The organism is Streptomyces sp. NPDC127119 (genome assembly GCF_042677425.1).
Classification (GTDB): domain Bacteria; phylum Actinomycetota; class Actinomycetes; order Streptomycetales; family Streptomycetaceae; genus Streptomyces.
The window spans coordinates 1-12,017 of sequence record NZ_JBHXTO010000102.1 but is presented as its reverse complement, the minus strand read 5'-3'; the positions used below and the strand labels follow the sequence as shown (position 1 = coordinate 12,017).

At 69.6% G+C, this 12,017-nt stretch carries 11 protein-coding genes; 8 read left to right on the top strand and 3 right to left on the bottom strand.

The features are described 5' to 3' along the window. The first annotated feature begins 11 nt into the window (after positions 1-11). Positions 12-494, top strand: coding sequence for a hypothetical protein (locus ACFVH5_RS31880; protein ID WP_385837184.1), 483 nt, complete (start codon positions 12-14; stop codon positions 492-494). 523 nt (positions 495-1,017) lie between these two features. Then, positions 1,018-1,812: a hypothetical protein gene (locus tag ACFVH5_RS31875; protein WP_385837183.1), complete on the top strand. Its 795-nt coding sequence runs from the start codon at positions 1,018-1,020 to the stop codon at positions 1,810-1,812. 224 nt (positions 1,813-2,036) lie between these two features. On the opposite strand, the gene ACFVH5_RS31870 is transcribed toward ACFVH5_RS31875, so the two are convergent. Continuing rightward, positions 2,037-2,906, bottom strand: a complete 870-nt coding sequence (locus ACFVH5_RS31870) for a helix-turn-helix domain-containing protein (protein ID WP_385837182.1) — start codon at positions 2,904-2,906, stop codon at positions 2,037-2,039. 177 nt (positions 2,907-3,083) lie between these two features. On the opposite strand from ACFVH5_RS31870, the gene ACFVH5_RS31865 reads away from it, so the two are divergent. Next, entirely contained in the window at positions 3,084-4,541 is a 1,458-nt protein-coding gene (locus ACFVH5_RS31865; RefSeq protein WP_385837181.1) for an aldehyde dehydrogenase family protein, read from the top strand. Positions 4,542-4,663: 122 nt separating this feature from the next. After that, a complete protein-coding gene (locus ACFVH5_RS31860; RefSeq protein ID WP_385837180.1) occupies positions 4,664-5,572 on the top strand; it encodes an SDR family NAD(P)-dependent oxidoreductase in 909 nt (302 codons plus the stop codon). A 109-nt stretch (positions 5,573-5,681) separates the two neighbouring features. Here ACFVH5_RS31860 and ACFVH5_RS31855 read toward each other — a convergent pair whose 3' ends face one another. Beyond that, positions 5,682-6,575, bottom strand: coding sequence for a LysR family transcriptional regulator (locus ACFVH5_RS31855; RefSeq protein WP_385837179.1), 894 nt, complete (start codon positions 6,573-6,575; stop codon positions 5,682-5,684). Between the two features lie 347 nt (positions 6,576-6,922). On the opposite strand from ACFVH5_RS31855, the gene ACFVH5_RS31850 reads away from it, so the two are divergent. Then, complete coding sequence (locus ACFVH5_RS31850; protein ID WP_385837177.1) at positions 6,923-7,690, top strand: enoyl-CoA hydratase/isomerase family protein; 768 nt, start codon at positions 6,923-6,925, stop codon at positions 7,688-7,690. A gap of 356 nt (positions 7,691-8,046) precedes the next feature. On the opposite strand, the gene ACFVH5_RS31845 is transcribed toward ACFVH5_RS31850, so the two are convergent. Further along, positions 8,047-9,009: a helix-turn-helix transcriptional regulator gene (locus ACFVH5_RS31845; RefSeq protein ID WP_385837176.1), complete on the bottom strand. Its 963-nt coding sequence runs from the start codon at positions 9,007-9,009 to the stop codon at positions 8,047-8,049. A gap of 243 nt (positions 9,010-9,252) precedes the next feature. Between ACFVH5_RS31845 and ACFVH5_RS31840 the strand changes: the two genes are divergently transcribed. The 3 genes from ACFVH5_RS31840 to ACFVH5_RS31830 all read left to right on the top strand — a co-directional run bounded on the left by ACFVH5_RS31840 (position 9,253) and on the right by ACFVH5_RS31830 (position 11,913). Beyond that, positions 9,253-9,939 carry an alpha/beta fold hydrolase gene (locus ACFVH5_RS31840; RefSeq protein ID WP_385837175.1) on the top strand — a complete coding sequence of 229 codons (687 nt, stop codon included), beginning with the start codon at positions 9,253-9,255 and terminating at the stop codon, positions 9,937-9,939. Between the two features lie 206 nt (positions 9,940-10,145). Continuing rightward, positions 10,146-10,697, top strand: a complete 552-nt coding sequence (locus tag ACFVH5_RS31835) for a hypothetical protein (protein ID WP_385837174.1) — start codon at positions 10,146-10,148, stop codon at positions 10,695-10,697. Continuing rightward, on the top strand, positions 10,675-11,913 hold the full coding sequence (locus ACFVH5_RS31830; protein ID WP_385837173.1) for an NtaA/DmoA family FMN-dependent monooxygenase: 1,239 nt from the start codon (positions 10,675-10,677) through the stop codon (positions 11,911-11,913). The genes ACFVH5_RS31835 and ACFVH5_RS31830 overlap by 23 nt, the downstream gene beginning before the upstream one ends. The last annotated feature ends 104 nt before the right edge of the window (positions 11,914-12,017 follow it).

The window sequence follows — 12,017 nt, the reverse complement described above, 5'->3', positions numbered from 1 at the left end:
GAAGGAGACACATGCGTAAGATCCGAACCGCGCTGGCGGTGGCAGTCGTCACCGTGGCGGCGGGCACGCTGCTCACCGGCCCCGCACAGGCCGCTCCCGACCGTGTCGCAGGACCCAACTGTGCCAGTTTGTACAGGTCTTATCAGGGTGACGGCTACGTGCGGGCGTACGACGCGGTGGACTGCTACGAGCAACTTGGCGCTGCCCAGGGTGACGATGGCAACTGGAACGACGCCTCGGGCCCGTTCCGGAAGCCGGCCAACGACAAGGCGACTTCCCTGCTGAACACCGGAACGTACGCCGGTGGCGTCAACAACGTCATGTTCTACGCGGACGCGAGCCACGAGGGTGTGCGGGGCTGCCTTGCCTGGAGTGAGCTCTACGTCGACGACCTGCGGGACAACGTCCTCAAACTGGGGAGTACGTCGACGAACGCAAACAACGTGATCAGCTCCCACCTCTGGACGTCGGGCTGCACCAACCCCTTGACCTGACGGCCCGTCCCGTCGCAGCTCGCATAGGCCGGGACGGCCGCCAACCTTGTGTGGATGCGGGTCCTGGCCGTGGTCGCGGCCAGGACCCGCTGGCGTACAAACACGATGACACGGCCCGGCTCGGCCCGGTTACTGGCCGAACTGGCCGCTCTCGTGCAACGTCGCCGGACGATCCCGCATCCAGAAGCGGTCCATGACCTTCGGCTAGAGTCTCCCAGCCTCCTTATCGCTCTGACTCTCTCCCCTTCGGCGCGCCCGGGACCCGGGTGTCGCAGTGAGGCACTAGCGCCAACACACTTACGGCAGTGATAGTGCGGCGGCACGGAGGCTGCCGTCAGACTCGTCGAGCTGTCAAAGCTCCGGAACGGTTCCCGGGAAAGTACGGACGGTGCCGCCTTGCGTGGCCGGTTCACTCCTGTCCGGAAATGACGCGCTCATGCCACTCTGGGTCGCAATCGGTGGCCGTTCAGCGTTCCGCTCACTGCAGCGGGCACGGTCACTGGTCGGACAGGGGGAACCACACATGTTACGAAGAGCCAGAGCCGTTGTCGGACTGGCAGCAGCGGCACTGATCGTCGCCCTCGCCGCTCCGGCCGGGTACGCCGAGTCGACCACCTCGCCGGCCCCCGCTGTGGCAGCGGCCGCAACAGACGACCACGGCGTCTACGTCGTTCAGCCGCAGGCCGACGGGACGACATACACCGCCATCTACACCCCGGCACCCGGTGTGACGGCCGAGCAACTGAGGACCACCTTGCGTCAGCAGGGCGTCCGCGGCGTACAGAATGCGGACTCCAAGAACGCCACCATCCTCGCCCGTTGCGCGCCGTTCGTCGGCACCGCTGCCGCGTGGTGCAACCACAAGTGGGACTACGGACCGTTCAACGACCCGCAGGTGTACTACCTGGACCACAGCGGGGACACCTGGCCGGTGACCGACGCCCGGGTCGACTGGTACCAGGCCCCGGGGATCGATGCCTACTACCGTTGGTACACGGCCGGATGTCCAGGAGGCGGACGCCACTGCGTCCACGTGTACAGCGGCAGTTACGGCACGGACTGGTATGGCTTGACCGAAGCGTCGACGTCCAACGGCTACTTCGTGGATGGAACCGTCACGGTGAAACTCAACGACCAAGTCACTCCGAACACCTACGCGGCCCGGCGCAGCGTCGCCTGCCACGAAATGGGACACGCTCTCGGTCTCGAAGCGAACAACTCGACCAACAGCTGCATGTCGGACCCGGAGTTCCCCCAGCATCCGTCGTCGGACGATTTCGCGGTCCTGAACCAGCTGTACCCCAAGCCCGGCACCTGACAGCACTTCACGGAAAGCGGACCGCTGCGGGCCGCAGCCCGGCCGTCGCCGTTCGCTGAACGGGCTGCCGTCCCCGCAGAGGTGATCGCCGTCTCACGGGCGCTGCCCTCCTGGGAGCAGGAGTGCAGCGCCCGCGCTCCTGGCCTTGTCGGTCCGCAGAGTGAGGCCCCTACCCGCCCGGGTCGCCCGTCGCGCGGTTGCCCCGCGTCCCGCGTCGGAACCGCTCAGGAATTGCCAGTGGGGGAGACCAGCGGGGCGCGTGTGGCGGTGACTCTGAGGAAGTCGAGTTGTTCCGCGGAGGGTGTTCCGGCGGCCGCGGTGTAGGCGACGATCCTGAGATCCGATCCGGGAACGGTGAGGATGTCGCAGTCGAGGGTGATGTCTCCCACGGAGGGATGGGTGACGGTCTTGCGGTCATGGCCGAGTGCGCCCGCGACGCCCTGTGACCAGAGCTGCGCGAAGCGGGGACTGCGGGTGGTGCATTCCTGGATGAGTCCGCGCAGGCGGGGGTCGTCCGGGAAGGTGCCCTGTGCGGTACGCAGGTCGGCGACGAGGGCGGCTTCCAGGGCTTCCCGGCCGCGTTCGGACCGAGGCAGAGGGCCGGAACTGGGCGTGGGCAGGAACGTTTCGAGCACGAGGTTGCGCTGGTCCGCGGGGGGCTGCGCGGGCTCCCCGAACAGTGCGGCCCACAGCCCGGTGCACGTGATGAGTGTCCAGTCCGCGGCGAAGACGCCCAGTGCCTGATCGGTGAGGGCGGCGAGCAGGCGCTGCACGCTGGGCGGGATGTGGGTGGAGATGCGCCCGGATCCCGGCAGGGGAAGGTGTGCGAGACGGTAGAGGTGATCCCGTTCGGACACCTCAAGGTGCAGTGCGCGGGCCAGTGCGGCAGCGACCTGTTCGGAGGGGCGGCTGGCGCGTCCCTGTTCCAGGCGGACGAGGTAGTCCACGGAGAGTCCGGCGAGTGCGGCAAGCTCCTCGCGGCGCAGGCCCGTGGCCCGGCGTCGGCCTGTGGCGGGCAGACCCACGTCGGCAGGTGCGAGCCGGTCGCGCCAGCGACGCAGTGCTGTGCCCAGCTGATTCTGTTCCTCGGTCACCGTTCCAGTATCACCGCCCGGCTCGTGGTGAGGGTGGTACTGCCGTTCCTACCGTTGTCCGTTGCACTGGTTGGGGCCCTCACGCCGGTCGACAGTGGTCGCAGCAGGCACCGCACCTGAACCTCTCAGGTTCGAGCGGGCGATTGCCTGGCAGTCCACTACGAGAGGCCGAGGCCAATGTCCGAAAACACGCTCGCCCGGAACCTGATCAACGGAGGGTGGAGTGAGTCCGGCTCCGTACAGGAGTCGGTCAACCCCTCCACCGGCGAGGTCGTCGGCACGTACGTCTCGGCGGGCCGCGCGGAGGCCGAGGCCGCGATCGTCGCGGCACGTGCCGCCTTCGACACCACCGGCTGGTCCCGTGATCCGGCGCTGCGCTCCCGGGCCCTGTTCGAGCTGGCCGACCGGATCGCCGAACGTATCCCCGCTCTGAGCCGGACCCTGACCCGGGAGAACGGCAAGCGACTGGACGAAACGGCCTGGGAGGCCGCGATCTCCGTCGACTGGCTGCGCTACAGCGCCGCGTCCGCACTCACGCAGGTGGCAGGCCGGGCCGCCGAGCCGACGCCGGGCCAGTACTTCCACTCGTCGCCCGAGGCGATGGGGGTCGCCGGCATCATCTCGCCGTGGAACTCCCCGATATGCCTGACGGTGCGAGCTCTCGGTCCGGCGATCGGCGCGGGCTGCACCACCGTGGTGAAGCTGCCCGGACAGACCGCCCTGACCAACTCCCTGCTCGCCGAGGCCGTCGCCGCCACCGAATCCCTGCCCCCGGGGGTGGTCAACATCCTCACCGAGGCGGGCAACGAGGTGGCACCGGCGCTGGTCGAGTCGGCGGACGTGGATGTGCTCAGCTACACCGGCAGCACCCACGTCGGCCGCCTCATCGCCGCCGCTGCCGCGCCGACCCTCAAGCGGCTCAACCTCGAACTGGGCGGGAAGACCCCGCTGATCGTCTTTGAGGACGCCGAACTCGACACCGTCGTCCCGCAGTTGGTGATGGCATCCATCCTGATGAACGGGCAGTTCTGCTGTACCGGCTCGCGCGTGCTCGTACAGCGGGGCATCGCCGATGAACTGCGCACGCGGCTGGCCGCGGCACTGGAGGCGGTCAGGGTCGGGCCTGCCGAGGATCCCTCCACCCAGCTCGGACCTCTGATCGACAGGGCCGCCGTCGTGAGGGTCGACAGCATCGTCGAGGATGCCTCCTCCTATGCCAAGGTCATCGTCAGGGGCGGGCCCGTCACCGACCCCGCTCTGGCGGGTGGCGCGTTCTTTCGTCCTGCGCTGCTGGAGGTGGAGCGGCTCGATGTCCCCCTGGTGCAGCAGGAAGTCTTCGGTCCGGTCCAGACCTTCGAGATCTTCGAGGACGAGGCCGACGCGATCCAGCGGGCGAACGCCACCGACTTCGGCCTGGCCGCCGCGCTGTACACCCACGACGACTTCCGGGCCCGCCGGGTCGGACGCGAGCTCCGGTTCGGCGGGATGTGGGTCAACACCTGGGGCTCGATGTCCGAGCACTTCGAGCAGGGCGGTTTCAAGCAGAGCGGAATCGGTGTGCTGTGCGGTCCCTCGGCCATCGGCGAGTTCCAGAACATCAAGACCTACGCCACCGCCGTGCCACGACAGCACTGAGGGCCGCGGTTGGCAGGGCCGCCCACATCCCGGCTCGATGCGGAGGTCAGGACCGCGGAGTTCCCTCCGACGGCCCGACCGGCATGAGCCACTGTTCGTACCAGTTCTCCCAGGAGCACAGCATGTCCAAGAAGTCACCGCAAACTCAGGAAATCGTCGTCGTGACCGGGGCGTCGACCGGGATGGGCGCGGCCACCGCGAGGGAGATGGCCCGGCGCGGATTCCATGTCCTTGCCGGCGTACGCCGGGACAGCGACGGCGAGGCACTCCTGGCCGCCGGCGTCGAACCGGTGATCCTCGACATCACCGACCAGGAGCACATCGCGGCGCTGGTGGCACGCATCGACGGCGACCCGCACCGCCGCGCCGTGCGGGCACTCATCAACAACGCCGGCCTCCCCTGCGCGGGACCGGTCGAGGTGGTGCCGCTCGACGAATGGCGGCGCGTGTTCGAGGTGAATGTCTTCGGGACCGTCGCTCTCACCCAGGCACTGCTGCCCGCCCTGGTGCGCAGCAAGGGCCGCGTCGTCAACATCAGCTCGATGAACGGCAAGGTGTCCATGGCCGGTTACGGCGTCTACGGCAGCAGCAAGCACGCGGTGGAGGCGCTGAGCGACACCCTGCGCAACGAACTGGCCCCGCACGGCGTGCAGGTGGTGATCGTGGAGCCGGGCGGTGTCAAGACCGAGATGGCCCGCGTCGGACTTTCGGGCCTGAGCGACCTCACCACCCGGATGACCTTGGAGCAGAACGAGCGGTACGGCGCCTTGATGCAGGCGATTCCCTCCCACGTGGCCGCGTTCACCGAGGCCGGTGCGACCTCCGACACCGCGGCTCGATGGATCGCCAAGGCGGCGACGGACCGCAGGCCCCGCACTCGCTACACCATCGGCGCGTTGACCACCTTCCTCATCCGTGCCTCCAGCCTCCTTCCCGACCGGGTGTTCGATCGGATGACCATGTCCGATCTGCGCAAGCACTACCCGGACAAGGCCAAGTCCGCCCCGGCCACCGCGGGACGACACGCGTAGCTGGTTGGATCGGGCGCGCGCAGCGGCCCGTCATCAGCCTCGGCACCAACCAGCCTCCGCTGTCGTACGCCCGGCAGCATCTGGAGATCGGCCATGCAGGCAGGTTCAGTCATCGGGGCTGGTCGAGGGCGGCGATCAGGTGGCCGAGGTCCGGGCGGTGGGATCCTGCGTTCCAGACGGCCCAGGTGCGCCGGACGATGGGGTGGCCGGCGAGCGGGAACCAGGTGATGGTGTCGGGCAGGGGCTGGGACCAGCTCGGCGGTGCCAGGGTGAAGGCGCGGCCGGCACTGACGGAAGCGAGTTTGACCTCGGCGATCAGTGGCTGCCCGTCGGGGACCGGCGGGCCCGGGTCGATGCCGTGGCTGCGCAGGACGGCGGTGAGCTCGTCGTACCAGGCCGGGCTGCCCGAGCGCGGGAAGCCGACCCAGCTGAGTTCGTTCAGCGCATCCAGGGGAATGCCGTCAGGGCCGGTCAGGTCGGCGCCGCGCTCCGCCGCGACCAGGACTCCCAGCTGTTCCTTGACGACCAGCATCGCGTCGAACTCCTGCCCCTGGGGGCGTTCGCGCAGCAGTCCCAGCTCAAGGTCGCCGCTGTGAAGCAGTGCGACCTGCGCGGAGGTGGACAGGTGCCGGACGGTGACGCGCGTTCCGGGATGGGCGGTGGACAGGTCGAGCAGGGCCTTGGACAGCAGGTCGGCGGGCAGTTCCAGAGGGATACCGATCCGGAGCGTGGTGGCACGCTGCCCCGTCCGCGCGGTCATGACCGCGAGTGCCTGGTCGCAGTGGGCGAGTACGGCACGTGCCTCGGAGAGCAGTGTCAGACCGGTCTCGGTGGCCTGTACGCCGGTGGAGGAACGGATGAGCAGTTGCTGGCCGAACTCGCGCTCCAGGGCTCCCACCGTCTGGGAGAGTGCGGGCTGGCTGATGTGCAGCCGCCGTGCCGCCGCGGACAGGCCGCCCTCTTCCACAACCGCCACGAACGCACGCATCGCTCTGATCTCCATGCGCCTATCGCATCACGCTTCGCGGACGGCGCGCCCTCGCGCCTGCGTATGCACCTCCGTGTGGACGACGTGTATGACTCGTACGTCCATGGTGTAGCTGTCCGTGAGACGTGCGCCCTCGGCTCCCGGTGCGGGCACACCTGCCGTCACCGCCGCGGCGACAGGGCCCAGCAAGGTCCTGGGGTCTGACGCGCAGGGTGTCGGAGCCACGTCCGACCCCCATTCGCGGTGCTTATAGCGGCCCTCGGAAAGTGCTCTGGCCTGGCGCTATGCGGGATGCCGGGCCAGGAGTTGAGTAGAGGGCACAGGGCGGAACGACTGCCCACCCCTCTACCGAGGAGCTTTCCGTGTCCGAGCAGTTCCCGTCCTATTTCACCGCGTTCAAGAACCTGGCGATGACCCGTACGGCGTCGGGTGTGCTCACGCTGCGTTTCCACACCGATGACGGTCCGGCCACCTTCACCGGCGAGACGCACTCCGACTTCCCGCGGGCCCTGTTCGAGATCGGTGAGGACCGCGACAACCGGGTCCTGGTGCTGACCGGCACCGGTGACCGGTTCATGACCGACATCGACGGTGCGAGCCTGGGCGACATCACCAAGCCCGCCCAGTGGGACCGCACCATCGCCGAGGGCCGCCGCGTGCTCCAGCGCCTGGTCGACCTGGAGATGCCCATCGTCGCCGCGGTCAACGGCCCCGCGTCCGTCCACAGCGAGTACGCCCTGCTCGCGGACATCGTCCTCGCCGCCGACACCACCGTCTTCTCCGACTTCCCCCATCTGACCTTCGGCGTCGTCCCCGGCGACGGCATCCAGATCGCCTGGGAGGAAGCACTGGGCGTCAACCGCGCCCGCTACCTGACCCTCACCCAGGGTTCCTTCACCGCCGAGCAGGCCGAACGCTGGGGCGCCGTCGCCGAGGTCCTGCCCCTGGAGGAGGTCCTGCCCCGCGCCCAGCAACTCGCTGAAGACCTGGCCGCCAAGCCCCAGCTCCTCACCCGCTACCTGGCTGTCACCCTGCGTCAGCGCATCAGCCGCCGTATGGCCGAGGGCCTCCAGGTCGGCATGGCCCTCGAAGGGCTCACCGCCGCCGACCTCGCCTACCAGCAGCAGTGAGTGGGCACCCGATGCAACAGAGTCCCGCCACCGGCCAGGGCCGACAACCTGCGCCTCTGGCTCGAAGCAGCTCACTCTGGCCCTGACCGACCTGGACCGCACCGTGCTGCTGGACCTCGGCGCAGAACTGGACCTGTATCCGTGCGAGCCGGCCGAACCGGCCGCCACCGTCACGGGCACTGCGGAGACCGTCCTACGGCCTCGTCTACGGCCGCAACCAGTCCGAGGACGACGTCCAGATGACTGGGACAGTCACCCTGGCGAACCTGGTAGCCCTCTTCCCCGGCTTCTGGCCTCGCGGCGCCACGAGCGCCAACACACCGCACCGCGCAGCTGGCCACTTCCGAAAGACACGATCACGGCTGGTCTGCCACGGCGGCGCTGAAACGCGCCGCGAGCGCCGCAACCGAGGCCCGCAGTTCCTCCCCGCCCTCGACGCGGAAGGCGAACGGTATCCCCGCCAGCCAATCCTGCGCGTACATGTCCGGGTTGCGGGTGCTGCCGACCAGTACGCATCCGTCCTTCAGGGGCTCAAGCCGTCCCATGGGCGGGCGGATCCACGGGGCCACCTCGGTCGGGGGAGCGTCGAACACCACACGGGTGCAGAACTCCCATCCGAGACCCAGGTTCTCCTCAAGCACCGCTACCGGGTCGAGGCCCTCGGGAGGCTCGAACCCGTACTCGGTCGGCCGGACCGCGCGGACCCGGTCGACCCGGTACGTGCGGATCGCGTCCGCGCGATGGGAGTGGCACAGCAAGTACCAGCGCCCGTAGCGGATGACGATGGACCAGGGATCCACCTCCGCCTCCCACTCGTTGCCCGCCTCGCTGCCGTACGTGACCGACACGCGACGCCGGGCCGCGATGGCCTCGACGAGTTCGCTGGTGATGGCCGGATCGGGGTGGGCCGCGTACTGATCCGCTGCGCCAGACGCGTACTCCCGCAGCATTGCCGCCTGTTGGCCGACGTTCTCCGGGAGCGCCTTGACGACCTTGCCCAGCGCGGTGCCGATCAGGTCGTCGGTGTCGGCCGCGGTCGGCTGGCCGCTGAGTACCGCCATCACCAGGCCGATGGCCTCGGACTGCGTGAAGTGCACGGGGGGCAGCCTCGTCCCGCGCCCCAGCCGGTACCCGCCGTGCGGCCCCCGGGCCGACTCCACCGGGATGCCGGCCTCGCGGAGGATCTCGACATACCGACGCGCGGCCCGCTCAGTGACGCCCAGTCGCACGGCGAGTTCGCCGGCTGTCGTACCGGGGCGGGTCTGGAGAATCTCCAGGGCGCGCAGGGCACGCGCGGTGGGGCTGAGATCGTTCGGCACACGAGCAGGCTAATCCGCTCCGCTGGGCTCCGCTGGGCTCCGCCGGGCTCCGCCGGGCTCCGCGGTCGAAGGAGTCCGTCGCCCCAGGCCCGTAATGCCTGGGCAACGGGGTCTGGTTTCCATCCGTGGGCCGCCAGAGGTCTTCGCGCGGGGCGCTTGAGCGGTCACCGGATAAACCGGCAGTGGATTGTCCGGATCACCTCCTACGGTGACATCCATGAAGTCGGAGAAGGGGAACTGACCATGGACATTCTGCTCATCGGTGGCCTGTGGCTGAACGGATCCGTATGGGACCGCGTCGCGTCCGCGCTGGAGCCGCTCGGCCATCGCCCCGTGCCGCTCACCCTCCCTGGCCAGGGGGACGGCAACGTGTCCGCCACGCTCGACGATCAGTTGGCGACGGTGCTCGCCGCGGTGGACGCGGCGCCCGGCAGGCCCATGGTGGTGGGGCACTCCGCCGCCTGCACGCTGGCCTGGCTGGCCGCCGACCGGCGGCCGGAGCGGCTGGCGAAGGTCGCCCTCATCGGTGGTTTTCCCACCGCCGACGGCCAGCCGTACGCTGACTTCTTCGACGTGAGTGACGGCGTCATGCCCTTCCCTGGCTGGGGCCCGTTCGAGGGACCGGACGCCGCCGACCTTGACGACGAGGCCAGGCGGGAGTTTGCGAATGCCGCGATTGCCGTGCCCGCAGGCGTGACTAAGGGAGTGGTGCGGCTGTCGGACGAACGGCGGTTCGACGTTCGGGTCGTGGTCGTTTGTCCGGAGTTCACGCCCGAGCAGGCGCGGGAATGTATCAACGACGGCGACGCCCCGGAACTCGCTCGGGCCAAGCACGTCGACTTCGCCGACATCGACTCAGGCCACTGGCCCATGGTCACGCAGCCGGCCGAACTGGCCCGGATTTTGGCCGCAGCAGCCGACGCGGCTTGACGGGGGAATTCCGGGCATGGGCAAAGCCTTGGGCGAGCTGATCACAGCCGCTCGTTGATGGCCACAACAAGAACCGTCAGTCGCACGAGCGCACCGCGAGCTTGCCGTATCTGGCGGCCAGGGCGCGGTGACGCTACGGAAGCTGCTCCATCAGGTCGCACAGCGGGGCCGCTGCCGCCCGGCTCTTCCCGGCGGAACAACCCGTCGTGGTGACACGCACGCAGTCGACGTGGCGGCGGGTCACGAGCACGGCCATGCGCCCGGACAACCACAACACGAACTGCGAGCACCAGCACGGCATGGGTGTCTCACGGGTCAGGACGTGTGGTGGACGCACCTTCCCGCGTGTGCTTGCGACCGCCGCCGGAACGCCGCGTACCTTCGCGGAGGTCGAAGTCGCCCTCGACACCCCGCACGCCACAGCCGAGGAGCGGCTCGCCGACCTTGAGCGCCACGCGCCCTGGGCCGACAGCGGACGGCTGCGCCATGTCGGTTCCGCAGCCGGACTCACCGCCCTGCTGGAGCGGTTGAGGGGCGTCGTGGACGGCGTGCGCCTGCCCCCGCTCGCCGTCGACGAGGACCTGAACGTGCTCTCCGGCTGGTCCTGCCCCACCTCTTCGAGCGCCGCCACGCCGTTCGCCCGCTGCCCGGCGTGTCCCTGCGGACCCATCTGGGACTGGAACGACCCGCCAACCGTTACGCCACCTCGGCGACTTCGGCTCGGGAGGAGACCCGATGACCCGCACCGACCCCCTTGACGTCCCCCGGTCCGACGCGCAGCTCCACCTCGGCGTCTTCTTCCAGGGCGTCAGCCACTGGACCATCTGGTCCGACCAGGCCAGCGGCTCCCAGATGGACCCCGTCGGCTACCGGCGCGTCGCCCGGACCGCCGAACGGGGTCTGTTCGACGCGTTCTTCCTGGGGGAGGGGCTGCGGCTGCGCGAGGTCGACGGCCGCATCCACGACCTGGACATCGCTGGACGACCCGACGCCATCACCCAGCTCGCCGCGCTGGCCGCCGTCACCGAGCGGATCGGCCTCGTGAGTACGTCCAACACCACCTTCAACGAGCCCGCCGACCTCGCCCGCCGTCTCTCCGGTCTCGACCTGCTCTCAGAAGGCCGCGCAGGCTGGAACGTGGTGACCACCGACAACGCCTGGACCGGCGCCAACTTCCGGCGCGGCGGCTACCTCGACCACGCCGACCGCTACCGGCGCGCCGAGGAGTTCCTGACCGTGGCCCGGGCGGTCTGGGACGCCTGGGGCGACCGGGCCGTCTCCGGCTCCGCCGGTGCTCCCGCCTGGGCGGCCCTCGGCGGCGTACGTCAAGTCCGCCACCAGGGAGCCCAGTTCGAGGTGAACCTCGTCCCCACACTGCCGAGGAGCGCCCAGGGCCACCCCGTGATCTTCCAGGCCGGGGATTCCGGCGAGGGGCGCGACTTCGCCGCCCGCAACGCCGACGTCGTCTTCTCCGCGCACGGCAACGACTTCGACGACGCGCTCGCTTTCGCCGACGACCTCCGGCATCGCCTGCGTGCCGTCGGCCGGCCCGACGACGACCTGCGCATTCTCCCGGGCACGGAGATCATCATCGGGGCCACCGAGGAGGAGGCGCTGGAGAAGAAGCGGTGGATCCGCCTGCAACAGGTCACTCCGGCGATGGCATTGGGCATCGCCGGGCTCCTGTGGGGTCTGGACCTCTCCGACCGCGACGCCGACGGGCCGTTGCTTGAGCAGGACCCGGTCGTCGCAGAGAACGACGGCTCCTTCGGCGCCTGGCGCGTCACCGATCCGCGCGAGGTGGTCGCCGAGTGGCGGGAGAAGCGGAGGCGCACGGCTGGTCGCTCCGCGGGACCGTCATCGCGCTCGGTCCCCAGCGCGGTCACGTCGGCGCTCCGGCCGGCCTCGCGGACAAGTTCGCCCACTACGTCCGGCACGGTGCCGTGGACGGCTTCAATGTCACGCCGTACCTGATCCCCGACGGTCTGGACGACATCGTCGACCTGCCTGGCCCCGCCCTGCAGGGTCGTGGGGGGGGGGGCCGCCCCCCGAAAAAGGGGGCACCCCCCCCGCCCCCC

What these genes read in the sequence shown, in the direction of transcription:
- ACFVH5_RS31880 (WP_385837184.1), top strand. Translation starts at nt 12, where the DNA reads ATGCGTAAGATCCGAACCGCGCTGGCGGTGGCAGTCGTCACCGTGGCG.
- ACFVH5_RS31875 (WP_385837183.1), top strand. Translation starts at nt 1,018, where the DNA reads ATGTTACGAAGAGCCAGAGCCGTTGTCGGACTGGCAGCAGCGGCACTG.
- ACFVH5_RS31865 (WP_385837181.1), top strand. Translation starts at nt 3,084, where the DNA reads ATGTCCGAAAACACGCTCGCCCGGAACCTGATCAACGGAGGGTGGAGT.
- ACFVH5_RS31860 (WP_385837180.1), top strand. Translation starts at nt 4,664, where the DNA reads ATGTCCAAGAAGTCACCGCAAACTCAGGAAATCGTCGTCGTGACCGGG.
- ACFVH5_RS31855 (WP_385837179.1), bottom strand. Translation starts at nt 6,575, where the DNA reads ATGGAGATCAGAGCGATGCGTGCGTTCGTGGCGGTTGTGGAAGAGGGC.
- ACFVH5_RS31840 (WP_385837175.1), top strand. Translation starts at nt 9,253, where the DNA reads ATGGACATTCTGCTCATCGGTGGCCTGTGGCTGAACGGATCCGTATGG.
- ACFVH5_RS31830 (WP_385837173.1), top strand. Translation starts at nt 10,675, where the DNA reads ATGACCCGCACCGACCCCCTTGACGTCCCCCGGTCCGACGCGCAGCTC.